This is a genomic window from Bacteroides sp. BFG-637 (assembly GCF_024793605.1).
GTDB lineage: Bacteria > Bacteroidota > Bacteroidia > Bacteroidales > Bacteroidaceae > Bacteroides > Bacteroides vicugnae.
On sequence record NZ_JANUPD010000002.1, the window covers coordinates 6,500,178 to 6,524,689 of the forward strand.

Annotated in this window: 15 protein-coding genes; 3 read left to right on the forward strand and 12 right to left on the reverse strand. The window is 39.7% G+C overall.

From position 1 onward, the window contains the following. Positions 1-422: 422 nt before the first annotated feature. The 12 genes from NXX38_RS25715 to NXX38_RS25770 form a co-directional block, all read right to left on the reverse strand. On the reverse strand, positions 423-2,459 hold the full coding sequence (locus NXX38_RS25715; RefSeq protein ID WP_258981634.1) for a PCMD domain-containing protein: 2,037 nt from the start codon (positions 2,457-2,459) through the stop codon (positions 423-425). Between the two features lie 300 nt (positions 2,460-2,759). Continuing rightward, on the reverse strand, positions 2,760-3,350 hold the full coding sequence (locus tag NXX38_RS25720) for a calycin-like domain-containing protein (RefSeq protein ID WP_258981636.1): 591 nt from the start codon (positions 3,348-3,350) through the stop codon (positions 2,760-2,762). A 206-nt stretch (positions 3,351-3,556) separates the two neighbouring features. Further along, a complete protein-coding gene (locus NXX38_RS25725) occupies positions 3,557-5,149 on the reverse strand; it encodes a PCMD domain-containing protein (RefSeq protein WP_195650701.1) in 1,593 nt (530 codons plus the stop codon). Positions 5,150-5,151: 2 nt separating this feature from the next. Next, complete coding sequence (locus NXX38_RS25730; protein WP_258981639.1) at positions 5,152-6,381, reverse strand: hypothetical protein; 1,230 nt, start codon at positions 6,379-6,381, stop codon at positions 5,152-5,154. Positions 6,382-6,385: 4 nt separating this feature from the next. Further along, a complete protein-coding gene (locus NXX38_RS25735) occupies positions 6,386-7,231 on the reverse strand; it encodes a hypothetical protein (protein WP_074707822.1) in 846 nt (281 codons plus the stop codon). 12 nt (positions 7,232-7,243) lie between these two features. Beyond that, a complete protein-coding gene (locus NXX38_RS25740) occupies positions 7,244-7,987 on the reverse strand; it encodes a hypothetical protein (RefSeq protein ID WP_004306842.1) in 744 nt (247 codons plus the stop codon). A 7-nt stretch (positions 7,988-7,994) separates the two neighbouring features. After that, positions 7,995-10,166 carry a DUF4493 domain-containing protein gene (locus NXX38_RS25745; protein WP_074707820.1) on the reverse strand — a complete coding sequence of 724 codons (2,172 nt, stop codon included), beginning with the start codon at positions 10,164-10,166 and terminating at the stop codon, positions 7,995-7,997. Then, entirely contained in the window at positions 10,163-11,434 is a 1,272-nt protein-coding gene (locus tag NXX38_RS25750) for a DUF4493 domain-containing protein (protein ID WP_258981643.1), read from the reverse strand. Before NXX38_RS25750 ends, NXX38_RS25745 begins: the two co-directional genes overlap by 4 nt. Positions 11,435-11,442: 8 nt before the next feature. After that, positions 11,443-13,968 carry a DUF4493 domain-containing protein gene (locus NXX38_RS25755; protein WP_258981645.1) on the reverse strand — a complete coding sequence of 842 codons (2,526 nt, stop codon included), beginning with the start codon at positions 13,966-13,968 and terminating at the stop codon, positions 11,443-11,445. A gap of 291 nt (positions 13,969-14,259) precedes the next feature. Beyond that, a complete protein-coding gene (locus tag NXX38_RS25760) occupies positions 14,260-17,235 on the reverse strand; it encodes a PEP/pyruvate-binding domain-containing protein (protein ID WP_258981646.1) in 2,976 nt (991 codons plus the stop codon). A 4-nt stretch (positions 17,236-17,239) separates the two neighbouring features. Next, on the reverse strand, positions 17,240-17,881 hold the full coding sequence (locus NXX38_RS25765; RefSeq protein ID WP_117935352.1) for an HNH endonuclease: 642 nt from the start codon (positions 17,879-17,881) through the stop codon (positions 17,240-17,242). Between the two features lie 5 nt (positions 17,882-17,886). Further along, positions 17,887-19,122, reverse strand: coding sequence for an AAA family ATPase (locus NXX38_RS25770; protein WP_258981647.1), 1,236 nt, complete (start codon positions 19,120-19,122; stop codon positions 17,887-17,889). A gap of 146 nt (positions 19,123-19,268) precedes the next feature. Here NXX38_RS25770 and NXX38_RS25775 point away from each other — a divergent pair, with 146 nt between their 5' ends. The 3 genes from NXX38_RS25775 to NXX38_RS25785 all read left to right on the forward strand — a co-directional run bounded on the left by NXX38_RS25775 (position 19,269) and on the right by NXX38_RS25785 (position 24,471). Continuing rightward, positions 19,269-21,380 carry a prolyl oligopeptidase family protein gene (locus tag NXX38_RS25775; RefSeq protein WP_217721673.1) on the forward strand — a complete coding sequence of 704 codons (2,112 nt, stop codon included), beginning with the start codon at positions 19,269-19,271 and terminating at the stop codon, positions 21,378-21,380. A 244-nt stretch (positions 21,381-21,624) separates the two neighbouring features. Next, entirely contained in the window at positions 21,625-22,962 is a 1,338-nt protein-coding gene (gdhA, locus tag NXX38_RS25780) for an NADP-specific glutamate dehydrogenase (RefSeq protein WP_074707804.1), read from the forward strand. Between the two features lie 345 nt (positions 22,963-23,307). Next, positions 23,308-24,471 carry a Xaa-Pro peptidase family protein gene (locus NXX38_RS25785; RefSeq protein WP_258981650.1) on the forward strand — a complete coding sequence of 388 codons (1,164 nt, stop codon included), beginning with the start codon at positions 23,308-23,310 and terminating at the stop codon, positions 24,469-24,471. The last annotated feature ends 41 nt before the right edge of the window (positions 24,472-24,512 follow it).

Genomic DNA, 24,512 nt, shown 5'->3' on the forward strand with positions numbered 1-24,512 from the left:
GTCTACCTAGTCAACTATAGTCGACTGATTAGACAACTACAGTCAGCTAGATAGACAACAATAGTCGGTTTCTTATATGTCAACCATTTAATTTAATAAGATTATAGCTGAAGCGAAGATTATGAACTGCGAAGGTACAAACAGTGAAAGTGTGAAGATTGTGAAGGCGTGAAGAAGAGATTTCCTCTTTGTATCTTCACCGAGAACACCTATTAGACAGATAATTATCTCCTAGTGAAGAAAGTGAAAGAGAAGAACTCAATTTTATTGTGTCTTTAGTCATTTTTAGCGCGATTAGTCCATTTCTGCATCAAAAAGATATATTCAACTAAACATATAATTTAATTGATAATGAATAGTAGATAAAAAAATAAGCAGGAATAGTTCCTGCTTATTTTTATTTATCACTGACGAAAGAAATTCTAAAAAGACACTTTCAAATCATCAATATACAATGTACTACCCGGTGCACCAGAGAACTTATCTCCGTCTTTACTTGAAGAGCACACAATAGCTAGTTTATATTTTTTTGAAGCATTCCAAGATATGCCTTTTTTCCATTCAAACGATACATTAAATGAAGTCCACTCTGCTTTCTCGCCAGCATCCTTTACAGAAGCAATCGCTACAATTTTATCATTATCAGGATCCAACAAATTTGTTCCATCTAAATAATCAGTCATATAATCCGAAACTTCATACAATACCGCATTCATAGCCGGCGCATCTGTTTTTGACTCATCCAAGTTCGCTACATTAGCTTTTTTCGGATCTGGACATACATAATATTTTTCTCCAGCTGTATATTTATAAACTCCAGAGAATGTTTTCGGTTCCCTATCACAAGGCTGTCCGAAACGTGTACTCTTTAAGGTGTTAGAAATTTCCGTAATAAATACCCCATTAAACAAAGAACCGGAAGTAACATATGGAACCATACCCAAGGTTGAACCACTTGAATTAAGTGTTGTCAACTTAGCTGCTTTACCTGAATAACCTACTGCTGCTTCGTGTACAGCATAAGGTTTTGTTTTATCATATTTAGTAAAAAAACTCATTGATTTTAAATATTCAACTCCCGGATTTGAAGTTGTCCATCCGCCAATCGGTTCATAATACTTCATATCTTCATCATCAGTATTATTTTTCAATTCCCATTGTTCCAAATCAGTTGCAAAATTCAAAATACCACAAGATATAATATATTCTTCTCCAGTTGTCTTGCCTTCGCTGTAATCTTTCTCTGAAACAATATTTATTCTTTGCGTCTTAGAACAATCAATAACACCTCCGTTATAAAGTTCACCATTATAAAACACCTTTGCACCATCTGAAACAACTAACTTCGGCACAATTTTCAATTGTTCTGCCTGTGCATCCGGTTTTGCATAAAGAATAATCCAGTTGCCTCCCATTGAAGAAGTAACAATAGAAGGTTTATAAGCAAGTATATCTTCATTAATAGTTACGTCCAATAATTCCTTCCCAGTCTTTAATACACCAGAAACAAATGTATAATTTACATTATATGTTTCTGACTTTATATTAATTTTCAAGGTCATTTCTTTGTCGCTGCTGATAGAACCTGAAATTGTATATTCTACCGCCTCCCTTTTATTAGCAACTGCAGCTATGGATCCTTTATACTCTCCGATACTGAAAGAACCGTCTGCTTGTTTTTCGATGGTCACTTCTTCTGTTTTCAATGAGCGATATTTATAAGAAGAAATAACCGACCCAAATTCAGGTTTTACAGGGAAAGACACATTAAATGATGAAATACTAATTTTATTATAACCTTTGGCCACCATAGTGATCCCTTTAGAAGGTTCAGTCAATTCAAATCCTTCACCTGTGTAATCACAAGTAAAACCATTCTCCGTACGTGGATACCAACCTGCAAATACTGTTGAATAATCAGCATCATCCGCTTCCGTACTAATACGGGTACCCGTAACTTTCACTTCAATATTCATTGTAGTAGACGGATCTTCCGGCATATGTTGAACTACATTTATTGTCATATTGACTTTCTCTGCAACCACATTTCCCGATACGGTAATGTCCAATGTACCCAAATCTGCATGTTGTATTGTGGCCTTAGTTTCCTGCAATACTACTTGAGAAGCATCACCTTCCAAAACAACGCCACCAACTACAATATCCCCTACAGTAAAAGGAGTACCAGCTATATCTATCGCAAAATTACGCAAAGACACCATTACTTTGTTCTCGTCTTCCGATTTAACATATATTCTTTGAGAAATTGGGGCACTTTCTGTCAAATCCACTCCTTCTAAGAAGACTTTCAACTGACTATTATAAGTTCCTACCACGAAACTATTAAGTCCGAGCCCTTCTCCTCCATTGTTACCATTTTTATCATCATCACTACAAGATGTAAACAATGTCGCTGTACACAATACAGCAAACAAGTAATAAAATAAATTCTTTCTCATTTTCTAAATTCTACTTTTAATTAATAAAAGCAAATACGTGATATTCCCATCACACAGATGCCTGAATTTTACAGGCGCAAAGTAACTATTATTTTCAGATACCCACAAGGTCTATATTTCTTGTTTCTGTTCCATTTTTAAAGAAATACATCTAAAATAGATAAATTCCCGCTGATTATTAAAAAGAAATATTCTGTTCTTAATAATCAGCGGGAATCTACAGTTCAAATCTCACACATTGATATATCAATACAACCTACTTACAGGCTGTTCATTAATGACACTCAAAGTCCTGTTGTTTTATTGTTTCACACCAGTATATTGAACATTTACATCCATTAACTTTGTTCCAGCCATACTTACCTCTACAACAATCGGCAAATTCAAATTCTTACCATCCACCGTTGCAGCAGTTATGTCAATTGCACAATCGACAGACATCGACGCAGCACCTATTGGAACTTCTATTCCCTTCAATTCCGTCGCACCACTGAAAGTAGATTTACCGTCTTTCTGGGTCAACGCACATTTCGTCACTTTTAAATCACCCAAGCTTACAGGTATAGAAGTCCCACCTATAGATACATTCAAAACAAAATCTTTGATAACTACATCCACTGCGTCATCTCCATTCTTTACCAGAGATAAAGATTTGGGCTCATTGGCTACTTCCTGCCCTTCCAACTTAACAACTAAATTACCATTATACGTACCAGCTACCTTTTCAGAGGCAACAGTAGTATCATCGTCATCATCGTCACTACAAGACATTAAAAAACTCATTGAGCCAATTAACATTGCAAACAAATAAAATGAAATTCTTTTCATAACATTCTCTTTTAATTTAAAAAAACTTCTCACTTCTAAAGAAGATAAAACAATATCTTCCATGTTTTTTCTCAAAACATAGGTGCAAAGTAACTATTATTTTCAGATATTTGCAAGGTCTATTTTTCTTGTTTCTGTTCTATTTTTAAAGAAATATACCCAAAAGGACTTATAACATACCATTTTACAAATTAAAATGATGATTTGAAAAAGGAAAGAGAGTTTATATCTCTGAACCCATTTATCTTCGTTATATGCTATAAAGCCAATCAGTTATCATAATCGTATTCCAGACTAAACTCATCCACATAAAGCACACTACCGGACGCTCCGGTAAAGAAATCACCGTATTTGCTTGCAGAACATACCAGGACGATATAGGTTGGTTTTCTGTTCGTAGCCCTATATTCCAGTTTCAAGTCAAATTCCTTATACACAGCAACCGGAGTTCCCGATGTAAATTCAGCATAAGCAATCACATGCTTATCATTTTTATCAAACAATTTCCGGTTAGAAGGTTTGGTGCGTATTTCAATCGGACTATCCCAATCACCAATGGCAATATAGATCGAGCAGGTATCTGTCTTTCCTTTTAAATAATTATATTCAATGGAAGAGTTATCAATGACTCCGGGCTGGTACTTATAATATCCTTTCAAATGAGTAGGATAAGCAGAAAACGATTGCCCAAAGTTCAAGATACCATTTGTTCCGTCGGTTGCCACATATTTACCGACAAAGAGGTTACCGGCAGCTAATTTCCCGGCAGAACCCACTCCCACAAACTTAGACTCAAGTTTCGCAGCCCTACCGGTTGTTTTACCCGACCATATATCTTCGGTAGGAACAGAGTTGCTGTCACCTAAGGTTGTAGCTCCTTGATTTCCGGTATCCCAGAAAGGAGCTTCATTACTTCCCCACGGGTTCCAGACTTTACCACTCTGATTCCAATTATCAAATGTACCACCTGTTAAAGGAATCTCAGCAGTCGTTCTAAAAGTAATCTCTTCACCACGATCTTCTGTTCCATCCACCAAAGCACGACATACATATTCCGTGTCCGCTTTCAAATGCGGAACACAAACATAGAAGTTTACTCCATTCTGTACAACGATATCCTGATCTACCCTTGTCCATTCTTCTGATGAAGCTTCACGTATTTCAAAGCCGTTCACTACATCCTCCTGTCCTTCTCCATAAAGCCATGCTACATTAGTCCAGCCATCCGCCGAATTAGTAAAGACAACCTTATCCGTGATGAATGCGTACAAACTCCACTCTTCGGTTTTTCCTTTAAATGTCACATTTACTTTCTGCTCTTGTGTAAAGTCCTTCAAAGTGGTAAAGTCAGGCGAAACGGTAGAACTGATCGGCCCCAGCTTCAAATCTTTCACGGTTATTTTGTTGAGCATCGTATTTTTATTGACATAAACGATAGCTTGTCGAGCTTTTTCGTCAATCACGGCTCCTCCGACCTGATTCTTGACGCTAAATACTCGTTCGACGGTCTGGTTGGCTATAATCTTCCAGCGATAATCCTGATACAAAGACAATACCACTTCTTTAGGAGAAGACAAATCAATCGTTGTATTCACCTTCAAATCCGTATTAGCCTCTTCTGAATAATCGAAACGGGTGACAATCACTTTCTTCAAATCTACAGAATCGAGCAAGTCTACTGTCACCGTACGTTCTTCATTATTAATGACTGCACTACCAATCTGTCCATTCACCTCAAAGCCGGTAATAGACAATCTGACAACAGGATACGGCAAATCATTCTTGACGCATGATGAAAAAGCAAATGCAATGCAAATGCATATAATTAAGGATAAAAGTCTATTTCTGCCTTTACTTTTCATGATTACATACTTATAGTTAATCCTAAATTAATATCAAACAAATTTATTTTAAAGTTGGCTCCACCGTTCGTACGGGAACCTTTCTCACCAAGATTATTCACCTGACTTTCCTTACGGTATTTCAAGCCTATCACTCCCACACTACATTCCACACTCACATTTTGCATAATAAAGACAGCCACTCCGGGATTAATCCCCAACTGTGCCTCAAATATATTCGTTTTGGTATTCTTCAAACTCTCGCCCGAACCTCTTGTAAACTCCGAATGTCCGAATCCCAAACGCAGATTGGTTTCATTGAACAATCCGAAACGTTTTCCCGGATCCAACCCGATATAGGAGCTATGGAAAAAGGTGCAATTATACAACTCTTCTTTCAACTTCAATTCCTTGAGAGTGAAATTCACGTCATCATCAATCTTAAAACTAACATTGCCTAAATGACCGTCCGTATGCTTATAACCGAGCTTTACACCCACTACCTGATTATCTTTGAAAAAATAACCGATAAAAGGAGCCACATTAATGGTACGTGCTTCAAAATCAAAATCATCGAGATAAGTAAACAATAATTTGGAGTCCTCACTGTTATAATCCCAAAACGAAAAATCCGTACCAAATATCCATTTTCCTTTAGGCATAAAGCGATAATTCACAATGCCACGATCAAACCGCCCTACCCTTTTGATTCTCAATAAATCAATGCCTCGCTTGGTCTCTAACGTATCACTTTTCCAATCGAACTCTCTTTTAACTGTTTCAACCGTGTGAACCGGAAGTGCAGCTGTTATTTTACTATCCTGTTTACGCTCCGACAATACAAGGTCACAAATCGTTCCTTCTAACTTCAAAGGAGTATTGACAACATCAGAAGCCAATTTTATATCCGTTGAAGAAACTGGCGGAACAGCTACTGCTTCTCTCTTAGACGCAACCTTCTGCCTTTTATCTGCCTGCTTTTTATCTACAAACTTCCCCACTGGTCTTTCTTCAGGCTTCTTCACAACCTTTTCCACAGAATTCTCTGCTGGAGACACGTTTTCCTCCACTTCTCCAATTATCTGGCGGGCAGAGTCCACAGCAGCTTCAGGTACCTGATAAGTATCCTCTACTGATGACAATACCTCCTGTTTGTCTTCCTGTCCCTCACTTTTTATTCCATAAAAGAATACCAAGCCGGCACATACAACCAGAAGCAGGAACAGTAATATGTATTTTTTTCTATGTCTCATAAAATCATAAGCAAATCGTCAATCCCAAACTAATATTGAAAGGATTCACCCTAAAGTTAGATCCACCCGTCATCCGTTTTCCCGTCTCTCCCAGATTATTTTTCTGTTTTTCCTGCCTGTAACGAATGCCGGCTATTCCGAGCGAACATTCAATACTTACATTTTGCATAATAAAAACAGCCAATCCCGGATTTATTCCCAATTGCACCTCAAATATATCTGTTTGAGTATTAACCAAATTTTCGTCTACACCACGGTCGAATTTAGACTTTCCAAAATTGAATGTCAAGGCAGTCTCATTGAACAATCCAAATCGTTTACCGGCATCCAAACCTACATAAGAGCGATGGAAGAACGACACGTTATACAAATTTTGTTCCAACTTTAAATCTTTCAAAGAGAAATCGACATCATCATCGATTTTCAACGTGATATTATTCAAGGCTCCTCGCATATTCCGGTATCCGAACTTCAATCCCAACACCATATTATCACGGACAGCATAGCCTCCATATACAGAAAAATTCAGATTACGCCCATCACAATCAAAATTATCAAAATAGGCAAACAGCAGTTTATTATCCGCACTATTATAATCCCAGTATGACATTGTGAAACCAGAGATCCACTTCCCTTTAGGAATGAAACGATAGTTCATGATTCCACGATCATAACGTCCGATACGTTTGATTCGCAGGAAGTCCAAGCTCCCTTTTACTGGTAGCGTATCCTTCTGAAAAACGGGGACAGAATCTTCTACCTCCAACGATTGACAAACCGTTTCTGTCTTTCCCCACAAAGAGAAAAAGAATACAGACACCAGTACTGTTACCAATAACCGTTTATACATTCGTCCTGTTTTTTAAAGGTAAAAAGCTATTCCCAGTCCTATACTGAAAAGATTAATTTTAAAATTGGCACTCATCGACGAACGGTTGCTTTCGTAAATCCGGTCCGTCACCTGATGGGTTCGGCTGACATTCAGTCCCAACACCCCAATGCTTACTTCCACTGCCGTATAATTATTGATAAAGGCAACCAAACCCGGACTCAAACCAACACTTGCATCCAAAGAAGTCTGATATACTCCTGTCAGGTCATCCCCTTTACCGTTCACCACTTTTGAAACAGAACCTCCCAATTCTAACTGCACTTCATTGAATAATGCAAAACGCTTGCTAGTACCTAAATTGATGTAATTTCTCAAGACAGCAATTCCCGAATAAGAGTTCTTCAATTCATACAGGTTACTAATATCAAAGTTGGTATCTTCATCAATATTTACACTGATATTATTTAGCTTGGTATACGTCCGGCTATACATAAAACGTCCACCTGCAGCTACATTATCCTTAAAAGCATAACACAATACCGGACTCACTTTAAAAGCATACCCTTCCCCACTCAAATTCTCTATCACCAGAAACTGATAGTTATCATTTGAGTATTGAGAATAAGAAACTGAACTACCCACAATCCATTGTCCCTTAGGAATGAAAGTTCTCATTTCTATATTCCGTTTGAACTCCTGTTGCGCGCATGTTTGCGTCGTTCCAACAATTATTCCCAAGATTATCAGGAATGAAGTTTTGATAAAGTAATTCATACTTTGCTTATTCATAAATTAATTCCAAATCATCAAGCCACAAAGTACTGCCCGTACTTCCGGTAAAATAATCTCCATATCTACTTGCACTACCCACTAAAATAATATCAGTCGGTTTACGGTTAGAGCGATAGTTAATCGGGATCTCCAGTTTTATCAATCCTTCACCCTCCGTCGACTCTTTAAGAATACACTCTCCATAGCCTATCACATTTGAAGAATTTGAATCAAAAAGCTGCCTGTCAGCAGGCTTTGTCTTAACAAGTACCGGTATATCCGTTTCTCCGTCAAAAGTCTGATGTGGCCAGTCGCCCAATGCTATATAAATAGAGCCCATATCTTTACTGTTTTTCGGCAACTCACCCAATGTTGAATAGTCCACTGTACCAGCTACATATCTATAATAAAGCACCAATTTCGATGGACGTGAAGTGAAAGGACGTCCAAACCGTAAAATACCGTCTGTACCATCTATTTTCAGGAACTTCCCGACAAATATATTTCCGGCAGCAAAAGCACCAATTCCAAAAAGAGCCACATATTGAGACTGTAATTTTGCAGAATAATTCCCACTGTGCTTAATGGCTGCATCATACGTTGTCACATTCTTATTCAATGTAGCAGACCCCGTATTACCACTATCCCAAAACATTTCTCCACCACTCTTATAGATATAAAGAGGCGAATCTCCATGCCAGTCTTCAAATCCAGCATTCGGCAATTGTGCAGGAGCTTCTGTAGTGAATTGTTTTGTTTCTTTCGCTGCAACAGTACCAGCCATTGCCTGATATTCATAGGTTATACCAGGTTCAAGTCCGGTTATTTGACTCGTAAATATTTTATTATTCAACACAGCCTGATTCGAATACATCCAATCATTGGAACCAATCGCCCGGTAACGGAAATTCATCTCTGTAACTGAAGCAACCAGACTACCATACAGAGTGGCTTTTGTTGACCAAACATCGTTCTGTGTAGCAATATCCTCGGTAGCAACCAAAGCATCTGTAGCAATAACCGTCAACGTTTTCGCTCTATCTTTTCCATTCCGGTCCCTTACTTCAATGTCAAATCGATAGGTGTTATTACCGTCATCGATCGAATTAGTCATTATCTCTCTCAAGTTTTCCTTAAATGCAAACTGAACCTTTGTCATATCCGCATTAAATTGGATACTAAATCCAAGATTATCCAGTTCTCTTATCTGAACTTCAGTCAATTCCATCAAGTCGAAAGAAGAAAAATGGGTAATTCCCAACCGTGCAAAATCCGCACTCGTCACTTTCAATTCAGTAAAAGGCACACTAGCAGCCATCCGCACAACAATAGGTGTTTCCTTGTCGAATTGCGCACGATAAACTGCATTATCCAACTCGTAAATCTGATCATTCTCGATTATCTTAATAACAGGACGTGCCAGTATATCTACTTTCTCATCCGTCGTCAAAGCTGTCTCAACCACATTTACGGAGATCATGCCACCACCCACTTCAGAGGAAGAATTACTAAAAGTCAAATCATATCTGGTTGCTTTCCGTACCAGATTAATAACTCCACTTTTGGTTATTTCTGTTCCACTGCCGTTAAGTTGCCCTACAAGGTTCCATCTTAATTGGTTTTCATCATCCAACAGCATAAAATATCCTAGTTGGGATATGTTATCCTGTGTATATTCCAAAGTTCCCAATCGGTTACTCACTGTAATTTTATAAGTAGGAAATGCCTCCTGTAATTCGTCAGACAGAGCCAGACTGACTACTGTATTGCGAATGCCACACACTACTGATTCCGAAATAGCCGTCCCTTTTGAAATTGTAAACTCTTTCGTCCCCTTGAAATAAGAATCGGTAAAAGATGCAGCTACGGAATCACCCGCAGTAACTTCCGCTTTATAATTGTCGGGAACTAACAGTATTTGTTCCGGCATTTCATCCAAAGTGGCGAATTTACGCACCAAGCCCTCCGCGTTACGGATATACACTTTACACTTCTGGAGCAATTCTTCATCAGTAAGCGTAGCTCTCGTCTTTCCGGCAGAAACAGTAGGTAATTCACGTTGAACACCTATCTTCAAAGATAATGCGCCCTCTCCATTATTTGTCAGGTCACTTTCACGGCAGGAGACACAAACAAGTCCAACAATGAAAGCTATAACTAATATATGTATCAGTTTTTTCATTCTGTTTTCTTTGCTATTGATTTCAATGCTAAAGTAGCTGTTCTGGTATTATTTGCCTGATCGACAACGGTAATAATAAAATTATGAGAAGCAAGTCCATACAATCCGAGTAGCGGCGTAAACTGTGTAATATCAAACACCAAATATTTCACTCCGATCACTTCACTGCCCACTGGGAAACCTAAGCTCTTCAACGCTTTTTCCAAATCTACATCTGCAGGGTGTGCCAAATCAAATTCAGAAGACAAACCTACTGACTTCAGTATTTCAGGTGTCAAAGTCTCCGAATCAATCTTCACTTTCAAATTTTGAATACCATTATCTGCTGTGATATTAACAATAATGGTTTTGGTTTCGTCTTTCTCTACTTCTATCTCATCCATTATATTGAAACCTTGTCCTACGATTGTCGGTGCACTTGTTCCAGGATTTACGGATGGATCTTCCGGCAATATATCTTCTGCTCCCGGATTAGCCCAAGCAAGTAAATCCACTTTCTTACATACTGCATCCAGCTTTACGCTTAATCCCATGTCACCCACTGAAGGTATCTCCAGATTAAACACAATGTTCCGGTGCTCTCCACCTTTCACATTGCTGAAACTGGTTTGCTCTTCTGTCCATTCCCCATCTACCGTTCCCTGGAAATGAACAATAATGATATTGCTTACTTCGGCAGCTTCAAAGAATCCGGCACGTCCACTTCCAATATCGGTATTATTAAAAGTCAGTTCACCTGTACCGACTTTTATTGTAATGGACTGGTCACCACCTACTTTCTGTTTCAAATCATCATTGAGGTCGACTGTCACCATTATATTCTGCAAGAAACATTTGATTACATCAACCGATGTAACCTCATCTTTTTTTATTGTAAAAGTTTGGGTTCCTTTATAGAAAGGTTTTTCCCATTCAGCAGGTTTTACGTCATGTGATAATGCTTCAATCTTATAGTTACCCACATTCAAGGTTAAGATTTCGGGCATGTCCCTATATCTTGTATATTCCTTTACCAATAAATTATTATCAGTCGAATAAATCCGAATGATATAATCATCTGTATTGATTGCTTTACCGTCTGCACGTGACAGCACATCCACAGAAACAGAAACACTTGTTCCCGCAAGTCTTACCTGTCCTTCACCTTGATTTGTATTCCCGGTTCCTTCGTCGTCCCTTCCAAAATCAGGGTTATCATTCATACAAGCACTGCATAATCCTAAAATGCTTGCCAAACATATAAAAACGAGTTTTTTTATTGCTTTCATATTACTCATTACTTATATTCTAATATTATATTTTTATCTATATACAATTCACTACCAGTAGAAATAGCTTCACCCTTATTATCCGTTGTTTTAATCTTACTGTCTTCAACACTTTGAGTGTTTGAAGCATTGGAAGAAGAGGCAAACATCACTCTTAAATGAGTCGCTTTTTTCTCAAACATCGTATTATAAGTTAAGTCCACCGTGAAATCCTTTTGAGAACTCGTCGCTGTTAAGACTTCACTACCTTCAGCTAACTTTAATGTTTGTCCTCCTTCGCGGTTTTCTACTATTACAGTTACAATTCCGCCCTGATCGTTATTAGCTACATAAGTATAAGTACCTTTCAGCTTTATCGGACGGGAAGTGAAGGATATGCCTTCATTATAGATTTCTACATTAGTAGAATGGTTATAACTATAACTTCCCAGGAAAAGCTTACCGGCAGAATGATGACCATGAGTAGGAGGCGTCAAATCATTAAGAGTACTTGCACCAATCGCATTTCTTGATGGAGGGTCACTTGTTGCCACAGTCCAAGCCACATTACGCATCAGAATGCCATTACTTTGTTTCATACTTGAAGGAATCATATACCAAGTGTTCTTAACACCACTAATAGGTACTGTCTTTTCATTTACTGTAGCCCAAGATTCATTTTCATCAAAATCAAGTGCTGTTAAATTTGTTGTATCAAATCTATTATCTCCCCAAAAAGAACTATGATTATACTTTCCTCCTTTATTAATAGTTCCACTAAAGATTGTCTTACCCCATCCTTGCGTGAAATCCGGAAGCTGTACTACACTCTCTGTTGCCTGCATTACAGGAATTGAATAAGTCGTACCATCATCACAAGTCGTTCTGAAATAATAAGTAGTTCCCGGAGTAAGTCCTGAAATGACAGCCTTTCCAGTGGTTGCATCAAGTTTCAAATCTTTGGCATCCACTTTCGTCCACGTACTTCCATTCAAAGAAATATATGCTTCAATAGCACTCATCACATTAGACATATCTTCGGCATATTCAGGTACAATCGTCATTTCGGCCGTATACGACCACACATGAAACGGTTCGAGAATAACACTATAAGAAGGTATAATAACAGCTACGGAAACGATGGCCGATTTCAAACCGTTATATTCAGCTTGGAAGTCTTTGGCTACAACTCCCATATCAATACCACTTGCTTTTATATTGTAATATCCTTCTTTTCCTTCTATCGGAGTGATAACCGTATTGTTAATCAAAGTCATCACACCATAATAACGATAATAGAGCTTAATATTCTGCGGATTGCCTTCTTTCAGTTTCACCGGAATTGTCACTTCTTTACTCTTCATCTTCACAGGATCCGTAGGTAGCAACATAAAGTTCTTAGGCGTTGTTATATTCAACACATAATCTTCACTTTGCTTACCATAAGTACTGGTGGCACTCAAATAGAATAAATGAGTATCATTATTATCCGTAATATTCAGATTAGGAATCAAACCAGTAAAATTAATAATACCCATCTGATCCTGATTAATACCAAAGCCAATCAACTTCACACCTGATTTGTCCAGCAATGCTTGATCTTCAGGAGTAAGTGCCGCCAGATTAAATCCTTCCTCCGGCCAATCGGGTAAATTAGGAGAAGTAGTTCTAAGAATACATTTCGTAAAACCGCCCAAAGAAGTCAACAAAGCCGATAACTGATTCGATTCAATCGGATTACCGTCCCACTGATTACCATCATTACTTGTTTTCTCAAATCCGGTCAATGTGAAATAAGGAGGTTTAATATTCAATGCTTTATCCGAAATATCCAAAGTAATGGGTCTGACTTCCGTTACACGGTCAAAGACAATGCTCAACATGGCTTTACCAGCATCCACATTCATTTGCAAATGATAATGATGTTGAGCTAACGCCTCCTCAATGGTAGCCACTTCAACGGTAGTCGGACTTAGTCCGCCATTCACTTTCGTGAAAGTCAGTTTTACTGAAATTCTACCCGGCTTCACATAAGCAGCACGCGTTTCTCCGGACGAAAAAGAAACTTCACTTCCCAACTCTGCCTGTACAGTAGAAGAATAAGTCTTAAAATACTGTTTGAAATCATCCGTGTATTCAATACTTATTTTAGTATTGGCCAATTTACAAGTAGTTTCCACGGGAGTAGTCTCGCCACCACGGATGTTAAAATCGGTAGTCCCCTCATAATAAGGAGAATCAAAGCCTTCCTTCTCAATATCACCATAGAAAGCTTTCAAGGTATAACTTCCTACCGGGAAAGTAGTGTCTTCATCATAGTCACTCAATTTATCCCAGGAAGCCTGCACTTTGTCACCTTGCAACATGGAAATAGAGAAATCTTGTATGGAAGGCAGTACTTCCTCACTCGAGCGTGTCGTAACATCTGTCACCGAAGAATTTGCGGATAGATGCAAGCTCATTCCACCAAAGGCACCCGAACGATTTTCATCGTTTACACAACTGCACAACAATACAATCTCTAAAAATAAAATAAACTTCAAAATACCCTTCATACCGAATTAAATACGCCTTTAAATAATACGGAGTCCCTCTCTCTGAAATCAAAGATAAGCTTAAATACCTAATATACAGGTGCTATCTTGTAAACTAGCCGCAAAAATACAGTTTTATTTCTTTATAATAAAGTATCTAAAGAAAGTTTTATTTTCGAATATGAAAAGAAGACCACAATTAAGGCCTAGAATATGAAAAATGAAACATTTTTAAGAGATATAACATAAAAGTTCTGTCTTTCAGATGAAAAACAGAACTTCATTATATAATAGATTGAACGTTAATAAAGCTTATTTATCGACGCCTAGCATCAAGACTACTCCCAACTTCTTCTTGCCGTCCATCTTGACTACCACAGGTTTTTCAAAGCGAACGTGACGGAGATAGTTCGTTTCCTGCACTGCTGGTTGTGCATTGAGGAAATCCTGATTATAAACTCCATCATTCATAAAGGCGTTGATCGTGAAATATCCCACCCCGAAAGAAGTCAGGTTCTGAAAAAAGTGTGTCCCCTGACTGGGATCTACCCGGTAATTAGTCAGACCGGCTTCCACAATCACACGGGCAGCCGAAATATGAGGCCACTTCACCGGAATACCCAGCCATGTATCACTGCTTCCCCAACGACCCGGACCAACGAGCACATAATTCTTTCCTTCGTTCAGGAACTGTTGATTGATCTTTTCTATCTCCCAGGCAATCGTCTGATTATTGGAAGCACTATAATTGTCGGTTTTTACATAAACCACATCATATACCTCATTCATAATGCCGTGTCCCAATGAATTATACGAACGGAGAATCACATCTTCATCAGGAATCTCGTTCAAATCCTCGTCCAGCATTTCTTTACTGTCTACGATAGGACGGATCTGCAACAGATAGAAAGTTCCGGATTTATCATGTTCGCGACTTAACGTTGCTGCAAATTCAATTTCAACCGGACGACGCATCTCCTGTTCACCATATTTCAATACCAACTGCAGAATACGAGCCAACGGGAAAACATCATGTTGCAGGATATTAGCAAAAGTAATCACCTTACGTCCTCCCGGATATAAACCATCACGAATAATCTGATCGTACGGATCGTAGGTAGAAGCAATATAACGCAGAGCACCGTCACTTTCCGCCTCTTTGACATGAAGTTTCAGCAAATTAAAACCATCGTCGATAGAAAAATCATGTCCGGCATTTTTCAAATCCAATGCATAAAAACGAGTTTGAGTCTCCTTGAGGGCTATTTCCATTTCACTGGTTTGCAACACCTGATTGGGATGATAGGGAGAAAAACGAAGGGTCATGCCACCGTCAACAATATATTTTCCTAATCCCAAAGCCAGATTAACCGTTCCTTCTTCGGCTTTTTCATCTCCTAAAGGATAATAATTCAGTGAACGGGCCACACCGGACATAGACGGATAATAACGATCGCCGTACTGGTTTCCAACTACTTCCTGTAAGATAACAGCCATTTTCTCCTGATCGATTACATTCGAAGTGGCTTGCATATACGCTTTGCTGTCACGGAAATAAACCGAAGCATACACCCCTTTGATAGCATCAGAGAGCATCCGCAACATTTCATAGCGGTCGTCCAGATAAGGAATCATGTAAGTGTTGTAAATTCCGGCAAACGGCTGATAATGAGAGTCTTCCAACAAGGAAGAAGAACGAATGGCAATCGGAGACTTCACTACATCGAAGAAAGTGAAAAAGTCCTCTACCAATCGGTCAGGCAACTTTGCCTTCAGAAAGTATTTCAGAATCGTAGCATCATCCGCATCTGACAGTGCAATCTGATACAGATTATTAGTATCCATAAATTCATCAAACACATCCGTACAAAGCACCACTGTTTTCGGAATAGCGATACGCGCATTTTCAAACTCGTCGAACTCCGGATGACGCTTCACCATATTATCAATAAATGCCAGTCCACGTCCTTTTCCTCCGAGAGATCCATCCCCGATACGGGCAAAGTTAGAATAACGGTCGAAGCGGTCGCGCTTAAAGACCGCCACGACTCCCTGGTTCTTCATCTTACGATACTTCACAATCGCCTCAAAGATGATTTTACGGTGAGCATCCACATCCTGAAGACTATTCCAGGTTATCGGTTTCAAAAATTCAGCTACCGGGAACATGGCACGCGAATAAAACCAACGCGACACGTGATTCCGACTGATATGATATAAGAAGGACTCCGCAGGTACGGCAAAAAGAATATTTTGCAGCTCCTTCAAATTCCGGACGCGGGCAATCTCCTCCCCTGTATCCGGATTCCGGAAAATAAAATCACCAAAACCAAAATTATCGGAGACAATACGGCGCAAATCAACGTCCATCTTCTTGGAGTTCTTGTCAATAAAGCTGGCACCATACTTGGCTGCATAAGACGAATTTTCAGATTCGGAAGACTGTATAATCAAAGGAACGAACGGATCATTCTTACGTATCTCCGCACACAGCTTGATACCTGCCAGACCGTCTTTCTCCCCCCGTTCCACTTTCGGGAAACGGACGTCAGTGATTACCCCCAATATATTATTCTGATACTTATGATAGATTTCCATCGCCTCCTGATACGTACGTGCCAACACTATTTTAGGACGTCCACGCATACGGAGCGTACGCTGGTGAGCATTCAAGGCTTCAGTAGAGAATTCCTGACTCTGCTTCAACACGAATTTATACAGATTCGGCAAAATAGAAGAATAGAAACGAATACCATCCTCCACCAAAAGAATCAACTGCACACCGACCTCCTGCACATCGTGTTCCAGATTCATCTTGTCCTCTATCAACTTGATGATAGACACCAACAAGTCAGTATTACCCAACCAGCAAAATACATATTCAAACGCACTTAAATCTTCATTGATAATCCGTTTAGTAATACCATGACTGAAAGGAGTCAGGATGACAATAGGAATATGCTCGTATTTCTCTTTGATGTGACGGCCGATGTCGAAACTGTCATTATCCCCCGTGCTCGGCATACAAATCACCAGATCGAACGACATGTTTTCCAACTGTGACAGTGCTTCCTCCTCCGTAGACACCTGCGAGAAACGAGGTGGATAGCGCAGAGACAAAGAAGTGTATTCATTGAAAATCTTCTCATCAATGCGCCCGTCATCCTCCAACATGAAAGCATCGTAAGGATTAGCGATTAATAACACGTTAAAAATCCGCCTTGTCATCAAGTTAGCGAATTGTGTATCTTTGAAGTAAAGCTGGTTTAATTTATATTTACTAAGCATAAAGTCATTCTCCTTTCTTATTCCAAATCGTCATATCTCCAAAATCATGTTTCAGCAGATCGTTACTATGAATAATGGCATATTTAAATCCCAAATATTCACTACGAATATCCAACAACTCCTTTATAACCGGATAATAATCTTCTTTCTTACCTGACATATATTCATTAACAGCATAAGAGAAAAAGTTCATTTTTTGAATAAACTCATCATAAAATCGTTGTTCACGACAGTTCCTATAAGGTAGTTTCCCATTAAATAATAAATTCAACAACTGAATCGTTGAAAGCACTTCGGAAGTCGCATGGTCACTATTAAATATTACTTTCTGATTGACAAAGTCATTCGAATGCCTTATTATAGTCTCTATGTCATAATGGATCGGATCTAAGATATCATCATACTTATTCGATTTTTTATTATTGCAGTATCCACAAGCTACAAATAAGTTTTCCCATGTTTGTTTCAAGTCTCCATTATTAGCTTGCGACTTGAAATGTTCTACTTGGTAATCTGTTGTCAAATGCCGTTCGCACAAATAACATTTATCATTCTGATCCATCAGTAATTGTTTGCAGACTTCGTCCGTATTATAACTTTTATCTAAAGTTTGTGGCTTATCCGCATTCTTACAAATTCTAATCATCTTAATTAATTCTTATTTTGCCACTCTCTTTTCAGATCATAATATTTAGCTTTAACTGCAGGAGCTACTGCCTCCGGAATCTTATCAAAATCTTTCAGATACATATCCAATTCACTTTTATCCGAAACAGAAAGCTGCTCTGCACGAATCAACTCTTCCAGCCGTTGTAAACGCATTTGAATTTCACTGGAATCTGTGCGAACACCAAAATAACCTTCCGCTAATGCTTCATAAGAATAATCCGTTAAATCTTCAATCGGTTCACGATGTTCCAAATCAAAAGCAACAGCATTCTCTAAAGAATTAAGAATAAAAGGAGAATGAGTAGTAACAATAAACTGTATATTAGGGAAAATAGCAGTCAACATCGGCAAGATCATTCGCTGTAGTTCCAAATGAAGATGTGTTTCTATTTCATCAATCAACACAATTCCCTCTTTCTCGTATGCACGTACCACATTATCCTGCGATTGCATTTTTAAGATTAAATCGGCTACGATGTCCAATGCAGCTGAATATCCTGCTGACAACTCCGTGAATTTAAACGATTTTCCACGTGTTTGAATGAGGAAAGAGTAATCTTTATAATTGAAATCAAGTTCCAGGGTTGTATCATTAAATATCTGACGGAGGATATTACGAAAACCGACAAACCATTGACGAATATAATCAGCATCCTCCATTTTTCCTTCATTACGGGCTAAGGCTTCTTGCACTTTACAGTCAACCATAAAATTCAAGAACTGATCTACTTTATTGTGTGTCAGATCAGTTTTCATTTCCAAATCCGGTTTAATCGGATTCTTAGGTTCTACAAAAAGAGATCTACGTTCATCTGCATAATAGGCTATGATAAAGTCTTGACTTAGAAAATCCTTAGAGATGGAATATATATCATGGAATGAAAGTTCCACTTTTCCATACATTTCTTCAATTCTAGTTTTATAATATTCAACGCTATCCTGATGGGAAACAATATTCTGTGAATCATTGGCAGCCTTAGCCGTTTGCAACCATGTTCGATGGGATATCAAATGTCTCGCATTATTCAAAAAGCTCAACGTCTTATCATTGCAAACCTTGCTCAAATGCTCCACAATTGCATTCAACAAAATAGTCTTACCACTTCCGTTCTTTCCCGTAATAATCAGATGTTTTTTCTCATTTTCAGAAATTGGAATACAAAAGTTCTCCAAATGAAAAATGTGATTAACCTTGATATTCGTAATAAAATTACCCATAGTCCTTTATACTTGATGATTACTTTTGCAAAGTTAATTTTTTAAATCTCATTTTCCATCATCTTCTTTATAAAGTTTACTTGTTTATCTCTTATTATTTTGTAGATTTGTAACTTTAAGTTTATTCAAAAAGACTTTTTATTCACATGAAAAAAGTAACTTTATTAATGAGTGGAATCATGGTGATGTCATGCGCTCCCCAACAGAAAAAGCTAGTCTACCCCGAGACAGCGAAGGTAGACACCGTAGACGTGTACTTCGGTACACAAGTTCCCGACCCTTACAGATGGTTGGAAAATGACACCAGTGCAGCTACTACTGCCTGGGTAGAAGCACAAAACAAAGTAACGAATGAGTATCTAAGCCAGATTCCGTTCCGGGAAAACTTGTTGAAACGATTGACCACACTGGCCGATTACGAGAAGATCAGTGCGCCAATCAAGAAACATGGTAAATATTACTTCAGTAAAAATGACGGCCTGCAGAACCAGAGTGTATTCTACGTACAGGATTCACTGGACGGTAAGCCTCGCGTTTTCCTCGACCCGAACAAGCTCTCGGACGATGGCACAGTGGCACTGACCGGTCTTTATTTCTCAAACGACGGCAAATATACCGCTTACAGTATCTCACGCAGCGGATCGGATTGGTCTGAAATATTTGTCATGGACACTGAAAGTGGCAAGTTATTGGAAGACCACATCGAATGGGCCAAATTTACCGGTGCCGCCTGGCAGGGAGACGGATTCTATTACAGCGCCTACGATGCTCCCGCCAAAGGAAAAGAATTCTCCAACGTAAACGAAAAGCACAAAATCTATTATCACAAAATAGGTGAACCGCAATCGAAAGATAAACTGATTTATCAGAATCCGGCTTATCCGAAACGTTTCTATACAGCCAGCACCAGCGAAGACGAACGTATTCTCTTCCTCACAGAATCCGGTGCCGGAAGAGGGAACAACTTATTTATACGAGACCTGAAAAAGCCGAATTCTCCTTTCATCCAACTGACTACCGACCTCGATTACCAATACTACCCGATTGAAGTGATAGGCGACCAGATTTATATTTATACTAACTATGGCGCACCGAAAAACCGGATCATGGTAGCCGACATCAACCGTCCGAAACTGGAGGACTGGAAAGAACTCGTTCCCGAATCGGAAGCCGTTCTTTCAAACGCAGAAGTGATCGGTGGCAAACTGTTCCTTACTTACGACAAAGATGCTTCGAACCATGCATACGTTTACGGGCTCGACGGCAAGCAGATTCAGGAAATCCAACTGCCATCACTCGGTTCGGTAGGCTTCAGCGGCAACAAAGACGATAAAGAATGTTTCTTCGGATTCACTTCATTCACCATTCCGGGTGCCACTTATAAATATGACATGGACCAGAACACCTATGAACTATACCGTGCACCGAAAGTACAGTTCAACTCGGATGATTTTGTGACGGAACAAGTATTCTTTGCCAGCAAAGACGGTGTAAAAGTCCCGATGTTCCTTACCTATAAGAAAGATCTGAAGAAAGACGGAAAAAATCCTGTATTCCTTTACGGATACGGTGGTTTCGGCATCAGCCTCAACCCTGGTTTCAGTGCAATGCGCATCCCATTCCTCGAAAATGGCGGTATCTACGCACAAGTCAACCTGCGTGGTGGCAGCGAATACGGTGAAGACTGGCACGTAGCCGGAACTAAGATGCAGAAGCAGAATGTATTCGACGACTTCATCTCTGCTGCCGAATATCTTATCAACGAAAAATATACGAACAAAGATAAAATCGCCATTGTAGGTGGCTCCAACGGTGGTCTGCTGGTAGGTGCCTGCATGACACAGCGTCCGGACCTGTTCCGTGTAGCAATTCCGCAGGTAGGCGTGATGGATATGCTACGCTATCATAAATTTACTATCGGTTGGAACTGGGCAAGCGATTACGGAACAAGCGAAGACAGCAAAGAAATGTTTGAATACCTCAAAGGCTATTCTCCATTGCACAACCTGAAACCGGGCACGAAATATCCGGCAACACTGGTGACCACTGCCGACCATGACGACCGCGTGGTTCCCGCCCATTCATTCAAATTTGCCGCTACGCTGCAAGCAGACAACGACGGTACAAACCCGACACTGATCCGCATTGACAGCAAAGCAGGTCACGGTGCAGGTAAACCGATGGCAAAAGTACTTGAAGAACAAGCAGACATCTACGGTTTCATCATGTACAACCTAGGGATGAATATTAAGTATTAGGTATTAGCGCTGAATACTTACATTAAATATTAGGTATAAGGTATTAAGTATAAGTCTATGCGGTTTGCAGCGCAGCCTAATACTTAATACCTTATACTTTATACCTAGCACTTGTTTCTACTATCATTTTATCATTATTTAATCAAAATAATGGCACAAAATCAATCATATCTGAAAATTTTTCCTATATTTGCAGTGAGTTAGTTGACATTTTATCAGAATTAACCTTTTAAAATATAGTATCATGAACATCCAGAAAATCATGTCCTCTTTGGAGGCTAAGCATCCCGGTGAATCTGAATATCTTCAGGCAGTGAAGGAAGTTCTTCTTTCTATCGAAGATATATACAATCAACATCCTGAATTTGAAAAAGCTAAAATCATAGAAAGATTGGTAGAACCTGACCGTATCTTCACTTTCCGTGTGACATGGGTGGACGATAGAGGCGAGGTACAGACCAATCTCGGCTATCGTGTACAATTCAACAATGCGATAGGTCCTTATAAAGGTGGTATCCGTTTCCATGCATCCGTTAATCTTTCCATTCTGAAGTTCCTCGGTTTCGAACAAACATTCAAGAATGCACTGACTACCCTGCCTATGGGTGGCGGTAAAGGCGGTTCCGATTTCTCTCCACGCGGTAAGAGTAATGCCGAAATCATGCGTTTCTGCCAGGCATTTATGCTGGAGTTGTGGCGCCATCTCGGGCCGGACATGGATGTGCCTGCCGGTGACATCGGCGTAGGAGGACGTGAAGTGGGCTATATGTTCGGCATGTACAAAAAACTAACTCGTGAATTTACCGGTACATTCACCGGCAAAGGATTGGAATTCGGCGGTTCATTGATTCGTCCGGAAGCTACCGGTTTCGGAGGACTGTATTTTGTCAATCAGATGCTTCAGGCAAAAGGGATTGATATAAAAGGTAAGACAGTGGCAATTTCCGGTTTCGGCAACGTTGCCTGGGGAGCAGCTACTAAAGCTACCGAACTAGGTGCAAAAGTAATCACGATTTCCGGTCCGGACGGATATATCTACGATCCGGATGGTATCAGCGGTGAAAAAATAGACTATATGCTCGAACTTCGTTCTTCGGGTAACGATATTGTGGCTCCTTATGCCGAACAGTATCCGAACGCAACCTTCGTAGAAGGAAAACGCCCGTGGGAAGTGAAAGCAGACATCGCACTTCCTTGCGCCACCCAGAACGAATTAAATGGAGAAGATGCTCAAAATCTCATAAAAAATGACGTACTTTGCGTCGGAGAAATTTCCAACATGGGATGTACCCCTGAAGCTATCGATCTTTTCATTGAACATAAGACGATGTACGCTCCGGGTAAAGCGGTCAACGCAGGTGGTGTAGCCACTTCCGGTCTGGAAATGTCTCAAAACGCAATGCACCTTAGCTGGAGTGCTGCCGAGGTGGACGAAAAGCTCCATGCAATCATGCACGGCATCCATGCACAATGCGTGAAATACGGCACGGAACCCGACGGATATATTAATTATGTGAAGGGTGCCAACATTGCCGGGTTTATGAAAGTAGCTCACGCAATGATGGGACAAGGCGTTATTTAATAATTGAAAATTGAGAATTAAAAATTAAAAAATAAAAGAGTTTGGTAGTGGACTATGTTAGTCAACAAGACATTTATTTTTCAATTCTCAATTTTTAATTCTCAATTTATTCAAGGACTTTGTTTAGTTGTATTTGTATTTGTGGTTTGCGCTGCTCGCCTCCTGTGACAGGACGCGGGTAGCGCTATTTTTTTGAGATTAACGTTATTTTCGCTGGAATTAATTATCTTTGTGGCATAATAGGTTAAATAATAGTTTGTGAATTTGTTATATGCGATAAATAACTCACAACTAATAATTTACTATTATTGGTTTTGTAATTAATAATCAAGTAATAAATAAAAAATGCTACAACCCGAATTGAAATTTCGCCGTGACAAAATTCGCAGCCTGATGGTGTCACAGGGCATCGACGCCGCACTTATCACTTGTAATGCAAATTTAATTTACACGTATGGCTGTGTAATCAGTGGCTATCTTTACCTCCCCCTTCATTCGCCTGCACTATTATTTTTTAAACGTCCTAATAACATCACAGGAGAGCACTCATTCTCTATCCGCAAACCGGAACAAATCGTTGATCTGCTGAAAGAACAAGGATTGCCGATGCCAACCAAACTGATGTTAGAAGGTGACGAACTTCCTTATACGGAATATTGTCGTCTGGCCAGTCTCTTCCCGGAAGCGGAAGTGGTAAATGGTACCCCGTTGATTCGCCAGGCGCGCAGTGTGAAAACACCTGTAGAAATTGAAATGTTCCGCCGCTCCAGCATTGCTCATGCAAAGGCTTATGAGCAGATTCCAAGTGTATACCGTCCCGGTATGACGGACATTGAATTTTCCATCGAAATAGAACGTCTGATGCGCCTGCAAGGTTGTCTTGGAATTTTCCGGGTTTTCGGACGCAGTATGGAAATATTCATGGGTAGTGTACTGACCGGAGACAATGCCGGTTACCCCTCTCCTTACGATTTTGCCTTAGGCGGTCAGGGACTTGATCCTGCCTTGCCGGGAGGAGCAAATAAAACTCCGTTAAAAGAGGGACAAAGCGTTATGGTGGACTTAGGTGGCAACTTCAACGGCTACATGAACGATATGAGCCGTGTATTCTCCATCGGCAAACTGCCCGAAGAAGCTTACACCGCCCATCAAGTTTGTCTGGATATCCAGGAAAAGATTGCTTCCATTGCCAGACCGGGCATTGCCTGTGAAGTGCTTTACGACACAGCAATCGAAGTAGTCAAAGCAGCCGGATTTGCCGACAAATTTATGGGAACAGGACAACAAGCCAAGTTTATCGGTCACGGCATCGGACTTGAGATTAATGAAGCTCCGGTACTGGCTCCCCGCATAAAGCAACCATTAGAACCGGGTATGGTCTTTGCCCTCGAACCGAAAATCGTTATTCCGGGTGTAGGTCCCGTAGGTATTGAGAACTCCTGGGTAGTGACCAACGAAGGAATCGAAAAACTGACAAACTGCAATGAAGAAATCATTGAATTAAGTTAAACAGACAATGAAAAAGATGTGTCCGGCAAAGAACAGGCACA